This is a genomic window from Streptomyces sp. NPDC059371 (assembly GCF_042751995.1).
Classification (GTDB): Bacteria; Actinomycetota; Actinomycetes; order Streptomycetales; family Streptomycetaceae; genus Streptomyces.
The window spans coordinates 110,598-116,892 of the sequence record NZ_JBHYXD010000019.1 but is presented as its reverse complement, the minus strand read 5'-3'; the positions used below and the strand labels follow the sequence as shown (position 1 = coordinate 116,892).

Annotated in this window: 4 protein-coding genes; 2 read left to right on the top strand and 2 right to left on the bottom strand. The window is 71.0% G+C overall.

Annotated features, from left to right (window positions below; genetic code table 11):
* Nucleotides 1-154: 154 nt before the first annotated feature.
* Nucleotides 155-964, bottom strand: a complete 810-nt coding sequence (locus tag ACFXGX_RS14225; protein ID WP_384789694.1) for an HAD family hydrolase — start codon at nucleotides 962-964, stop codon at nucleotides 155-157.
* A gap of 688 nt (nucleotides 965-1,652) precedes the next feature.
* On the opposite strand from ACFXGX_RS14225, the gene fahA reads away from it, so the two are divergent.
* Nucleotides 1,653-2,882, top strand: a complete 1,230-nt coding sequence (gene fahA, locus ACFXGX_RS14220; RefSeq protein WP_384789691.1) for a fumarylacetoacetase — start codon at nucleotides 1,653-1,655, stop codon at nucleotides 2,880-2,882.
* Between the two features lie 371 nt (nucleotides 2,883-3,253).
* On the opposite strand, the gene recQ is transcribed toward fahA, so the two are convergent.
* Nucleotides 3,254-5,272, bottom strand: coding sequence for a DNA helicase RecQ (gene recQ, locus ACFXGX_RS14215; protein ID WP_384789723.1), 2,019 nt, complete (start codon nucleotides 5,270-5,272; stop codon nucleotides 3,254-3,256).
* Nucleotides 5,273-5,562: 290 nt separating this feature from the next.
* On the opposite strand from recQ, the gene ACFXGX_RS14210 reads away from it, so the two are divergent.
* A complete protein-coding gene (locus ACFXGX_RS14210) occupies nucleotides 5,563-6,273 on the top strand; it encodes a hypothetical protein (RefSeq protein WP_384789688.1) in 711 nt (236 codons plus the stop codon).
* The last annotated feature ends 22 nt before the right edge of the window (nucleotides 6,274-6,295 follow it).

Here is a 6,295-nt window from a genome sequence, read left to right as displayed (position 1 = left end):
TGGCGGCCGGTCGGGTGCGTGTTCTTGGCGGCCGGTCGGGTGCGTGTTCTTGGCGGCCGGTCGGGTGCGTGTTCTTGGCGGCCGGTCGGGTGCGTGTTCTTGGCGGCCGGTCGGGTGCGTCGGCTGCAGGGTGTCGTCGGGTGCGTCTGCGTCGCTAGAAGCCGAAGAGGCGCTCCAGGACGACCGCGATCCCGTCGTCCTCGTTCGACAAGGTGACCTCGTCGGCCACCGCCTTCAGTTCCGGGTGGGCGTTCGCCATCGCCACACCCCGGGCCGCCCAGTCGAACATCGGGATGTCATTGGGCATGTCACCGAAGGCGAGCGTCGCGCACGACGTGAGCCCGAGATGCGCCGCGGCCAGAGCGAGGCCCGTCGCCTTGGTCACCCCGCATGGCTGGAGTTCGACGGTGCCGGGCCCGGACATGGTGACCGTCGCCAGCGAACCGACCACTCCCCGCGCCGCCGACGCCAACTCGTCGTCGGACAAAGACGGGTGACGAAGCAACACCTTGCTGATCGGCTCCGCCCAGAGGTCGTCCCGACGCGGCACCCGCACCGCCGGCAGAGTCGGATGCGGCATGACGTACCCCGGCTCGATGAGCGTCAGCCCGTCCACGCCGTCCTGGTCGACCGCCGCGTAGAGCAGCCCGACCTCCGCCTCGATCTTGCCGAGCGCCGTCTCCGCCAACTCCCTGTCCAGGGTCACCGACCACAGCATGCGGTCCGCGCCCGCGTCGTAGAGCTGCGCCCCCTGACCGCACACCGCCAGTCCCTCGCCGCCGAGTTCGTCGAGAAGCGGTCGCACGCGCGGTGCCGGTCGGCCCGTGACCACGAGATGCCGGGCACCTGCCTGGGTCACCTTCGCCAACGCGGCCCGTGACCGGTCGGAGAGTGTGTCGTCGCCGCGCAGCAGCGTTCCGTCCAGGTCAGTGGCGATGAGTGAATATGCAGTCGGAGCGGCCATGATCCGAAGAATACGGATCGAACGACTCATCGGCCCGGCCTGAACCGGACGACGTCCGGTATCCCGTCAGCAACGCCGTTCACCGTACGGCGGTAAGCGCGTTGCGACCGCTTCGGATCACCCAGGCTCCACTTCCGCCCACACCCACTTTCCCGCACAGGACCACCCACAACTCCCCAACGCCCCCTACACCAAGGCCAACTCGGCCCTGCATCGGAAGTGCCCCTCGCCAAGTCCGTTACACATCACCCCTGTTGGGGCGAGGCCTGGCGAACTCCCTCTCGCGCGAAATGCGCCCGCGACCGTACGCGGCAGCCGCGCCGACTCTTGGACAGCGGTGGCAGGGGCGCGGGGCAGCGGGCGGGAGCGCGGGATGGCGGACAGTCGCGGGCAGGGGCGCGGACCGGCGGACAAGAGCGGGCGCGAACGGGGAACGAACGGGGCAAGAGTGCGACGAGAGCGCGACAAGCACGGTCCGAGGCCGGGTGATGCGGTACCCGTCACCTCGCATCCACGCACCGCGACTCGCCAATCACCGGTTCCACACTGGGCCAATTCAGACATTGCAGACCCTTTAGGCCCTGCCACAGCGGGGACTCTCCCCCGTAACGTGTGCTCCGACCACATCAAACGCGTGGAACGCATGGCTCACATGGCGAGTACGAATCCGAAAGCGAGGCACCTACCGATGCCCCCCTTCGATGTCCCCGAGGGCGATCCCTTCGGTCCGCACAACCTGCCGTACGGCGTGTTCTCCCTGACCGACCCGGCCGGTGACCCCGAACGGCGCGTCGGCGTACGGCTCGGCGACCACGTGCTCGACGCGGGTGCGGCGGCCCGCTCACTCGGTTCCCCCTACGCCGGGCTGCTCGCACAACCGACCCTCGACCCGCTGCTCGCCGCGGGCCGCACCGCCTGGTCCGATGTCCGGCGCGCGCTGACGGCCTGGGTGACCGTCCCGGCCCACCGGGAAACCCTCGCTCCCCATTTCCACCCCCTCTCCGACGTGACGCTGCACCTCCCCTTCACCGTCGCGGACTATGTGGACTTCTACGCCTCCGAGAACCACGCCCGGAACGTCGGCCAGATCTTCCGCCCCGACGCCGCCGACTCCCTCACGCCGAACTGGAAGCACCTGCCGATCGGCTATCACGGCCGCTCCGGCACGGTCGTGGTGTCCGGCACGGATGTCGTCCGCCCGTCGGGCCAGCGCAAGGCCCCCGCGGACGCCGCCCCGGTCTTCGGCCCTTCGATCCGCCTGGACATCGAGGCGGAGGTCGGTTTCGTGGTCGGCACCCCCTCGGAACAGGGCCGGCCGGTGCCCCTGAGCGACTACCGCGACCACGTCTTCGGCCTCTGCCTGCTCAACGACTGGTCGGCGCGTGACATCCAGGCCTGGGAGTACGTCCCGCTCGGCCCCTTCCTCGGCAAGTCCTTCGCCACGTCCGTGTCGGCATGGATCACCCCGCTGGACGCCCTCGACGACGCCCTGGTGGCCCCGCCCGTCCGCACGCACCCCCTCCTCCCCTACCTCGACGACGCCTCCGAGGAACCGGGCGGCTACGACCTCCGGATCTCCGTGGCCGTCAACGGCCACGTCGTCTCCGAACCCCCCTTCTCCACCATGTACTGGACGGCCGCCCAGCAACTGGCCCACATGACGGTCAACGGCGCCTCCCTGCGGACCGGTGACCTCTACGGCTCCGGAACCGTCAGCGGCCCCACCGAGGGCGAGCGCGGCTCGCTGCTCGAACTCACCTGGAACGGGCGCGACACCCTCGAACTCCCCGACGGCAAGCGGACGTTCCTCGAGGACGGCGACGAGGTCACGCTGACGGCCTGGGCGCCGGGTCCGGGCGGGACCCGGGTCGGCCTCGGCGAGGTCCGGGGCCGCATCACACCGACCGCCTCCCGGTAGCGGTCTCCGGGGGAGCTTGGCGACAAGCCCCCGGAGGGGCTTCCGGGGGACGCTTCCAGGAGAGACCTCCGGGCGCCGCCTCTGGGAGGGATCTCCGGGACACGCCTCCGAGAGAGACCTCCAGCGGGACGAGGTCCCTGTCACGGTGGCCAGGATCCTGGCCACCGTGCCCCGCGAAGCCCGGCTTGGGCGAAGCCCTGCGCGGGCGGCGGAGCCGGCGGGCCCGGCTCGGTCGGCGGGCCCGGCTCGGTCGGCGGGCCCGGCTCGGTCGGCGGGCCCGGCTCGGTCGGCGGGCCCGGCAGAGCCCGGCGGAGTCGGCAGAGCCCGGCAGGGCGTCTCGCCTCGTCCTCGGTCTCCCGGCGTCGGGCCCGCTACATCCAGTCCTCGGGCTCCGGCTCCTGGTCCAGCTCCGGCCAGTCCGGGTCCGGTCCCGCCGGGGCCGCCGGGGCCGCCGGAACCGGTGCGGACTCGGGTCTGCCGCCGGCCCCCGCCGTCGCGGGGGTACCGCCGGCCAGCGAGGCGAGCACCCCGACGACACCCTCGCCGTACGTCGCCAGCTTCTTCTCGCCCACCCCGCTGATACCGCCCAGGTCCTTGACGGAGGTGGGCCACACCGTCGCGATCTCCCGCAGCGTGGCGTCGTGGAAGATGACGTACGCCGGGACGCCCTGTTCACGCGCCTGCTCGCCGCGCCAGGCACGCAGCGCCTCGAACGCGGGCACGAGCTCGGCGGGCAGTTCGGCCGCCGCCGCCTTGGCCTTGCGCTCACCCTTGGGTGCCGACGACCGGGACGCGGCCGGCTTCGGCGCCTCCTTGCGCAGCGGCACGTCCCGCTCGCGCCGCAGCACGGTCCCGCTCGCCTCGGTCAGCACCAGCGTGCCGTACTCACCCTCGACCGCGATCAGTCCCTGGGAAAGCAACTGCCGTACGACACCGCGCCATTCGGACTCCGCCAGCTCCTCCCCGATGCCGAAGACGGACAGTTGGTCATGGTCGAACTGGATCACCTTGGCGGTCTTCCGCCCCAGCAGGATGTCGACGATCTGACCGGCGCCGAACTTCTGTCCCCGCTCACGCTGGAGGCGTACCACCGTGGACAGCAGCTTCTGTGCCGCGACCGTGCCGTCCCAGGTCTCCGGGGGTGTCAGACAGGTGTCGCAGTTCCCGCAGGCCGGGGTGTCGGGGTCCTGGCCGAAGTAGGCGAGGAGCTGGGAGCGCCTGCACCGGGCCGTCTCGCACAGGGCGAGCATCGAGTCCAGATGGGCGGTGGCCCGGCGTCTGAACGCCTCGTCGCCCTCCGAGCCCTGGATCATCTTGCGCTGCTGGACGACGTCCTGAAGCCCGTACGCCATCCAGGCCGTCGAGGGCAGTCCGTCACGGCCTGCGCGGCCCGTCTCCTGGTAGTAGCCCTCGACGGACTTCGGCAGGTCGAGGTGGGCGACGAACCGGACGTCCGGCTTGTCGATGCCCATGCCGAAGGCGATCGTGGCGACGACCACGAGGCCCTCCTCCCGCAGGAAGCGGGACTGGTGCGCGGCACGGGTCCCCGAGTCAAGGCCCGCGTGATAGGGCACCGCCTCGATGCCGTTGCGGGAGAGGAACTCGGCGGTCTTCTCCACGGAGTTGCGCGAGAGGCAGTACACGATGCCCGCGTCGCCCGCGTGCTCCTCGCGCAGGAAGGACAGCAGCTGCCTCTTCGGGTCGGCCTTCGGAACGATCCGGTACTGGATGTTGGGCCGGTCGAAGCTCGCCTCGAAGTGGCGGGCCGCGGGCATGCCCAGCCGCTGAGTGATCTCCTTGTGCGTCGCATGGGTGGCGGTGGCCGTCAGCGCGAGGCGCGGGACGTCCGGCCAGCGTTCGCCGAGCAGCGAGAGCGCCAGATAGTCGGGACGGAAGTCATGGCCCCACTGGGCCACGCAGTGCGCCTCGTCGATCGCGAAGACGGAGATCTTCCCGCGGGACAGCAGGTCCAGCGTGTTGTCGAGACGCAGCCGCTCGGGAGCCAGGTAGAGAAGGTCGAGCTCGCCGGCCAGGAACTCCGCCTCGACCACGCGCCGCTCGTCGAAGTCCTGCGTGGAGTTCATGAACCCGGCACGCACGCCCAGCGCCCGCAGCGCGTCCACCTGGTCCTGCATGAGCGCGATGAGCGGGGAGACCACAACGCCCGTACCCGGTCTGACCAGGGAAGGGATTTGGTAGCAGAGGGACTTGCCGCCACCGGTCGGCATCAGGACGACGGCGTCACCGCCCGCCACCACATGCTCGATGATCGCTTCCTGCTCGCCGCGGAAGGCGTCGTACCCGAAGACCCGGTGGAGGGCGGCCAGCGCCTCGCTCCCGCCCAGCGTCTCCGTCGCGTCCGCTTCGGTCATCACACCCGTCCCACCCATCGTTCCGTCCCCCGTACGTCGCGCCTCGACCACTGCGTCCACGATAGGGGTCCGCGCCGACAGTCCGAGAGTTGTCCACAGGCTGCGAGGGACCGGCTTCCCTACGTATCGGCGCCCGCCCCGTCTCACTCCGCTGCACGGCGCGCCCCATCGGGGTTCAACCCGTTGGCCCCGCTTGCATGGCGGCGCTTCGGGGCCGAGGGCCATGCTGCTCGGGCGGGAGGAGGGGGCCCGCAGCCGACGGACCCGTGCAGTCCGTACGCCTCTCTCGTGTCTCTAGGAGCCCTCGCATGCCCCAGCGTCCCCTCAGGACCGTCATCACCCTCGTGACAGCCGCCACCGCGTCGCTCGCCCTGTCCGCCGGCCCCGCCCCGGCCGCGGACCGCCCGGTCGACCCGAAGGCCTTGCGCGACCTGGTCAAGGCATACCTCGCCAGCGTCAAGTACCTCGACGAGAAGGTCGCTCTCGCCGACGGATACGTGCCCCACCAGTGCTCCTCGGATCCCGCGGGGCACGGCAGCATGGGCTACCACTACTTCAACGAGTCCCGATACGGCTCACTCGATCCGGCGAAGCCCGCGGCCCTGCTGTTCGAGGACGGCAAGAACGGAAAGCGCAGGCTCGCCGGGGTCGAGTGGATCGTGCTCGACTCCGACCAGAACATGAAGACCAGCAAGGACCGGCCGTCGATGTTCGGCGGGCAGAAGTTCGACGGCCCGATGCCGGGCCACTACCCCGGGATGCCGATCCACTACGACCTGCACGTCTGGCTGTGGAAGCAGAATCCGAGCGGGCTGTTCGACCGCTGGAACCCCAGGGTGAAGTGCCCGGCAGCGCCGGCCCACACCGGCAAGACGGACACGGCCCACACCGGTATGACGGACTCGGCCCACACGGGCAAGGCGGACACGGCCCACAGCGGCAAGGCGCCCACCGCCCACCACGGCTCGTCCGGCATGGCACAGCCCGGTTCCGCGGGCGCGGCCCACGCCGCCCACTGAGAACGGCTCAGGCCCCGCTCCC